1 protein-coding gene is annotated in these 234 nt (G+C 64.5%); it reads right to left on the reverse strand.

What is annotated here, in order from left to right:
* The coding region (locus tag G3I42_RS08255; protein ID WP_164283822.1) for a hypothetical protein at window positions 1-234 on the reverse strand (234 nt) is incomplete at both ends.

Below are 234 nucleotides of genomic sequence, written 5' to 3' on the forward strand. Positions count from 1 at the left end.
AAGATGTTGACCATCGTCAGTCCGCCCACCGCCGCGAAGAGGCCCTTCTCGACCTTCTCCTCGTCCCGCTTGACGTAGACCAGCCCGAGGACGACGACGAGGATCAGCAGCTTGATGCCGATCTTGACGTTGTTCACGGGGTGGTCGTCGGCCTGGTCGAGCCCGACCAGGGCGATCCCGGTGACCAGCATGGTCAGCGCGCCGTGCAGCATCCCCGGTACGAATCGAGCCGTC

Source organism: Streptomyces sp. SID11385 (genome assembly GCF_010548245.1).
GTDB lineage: Bacteria > Actinomycetota > Actinomycetes > Streptomycetales > Streptomycetaceae > Streptomyces.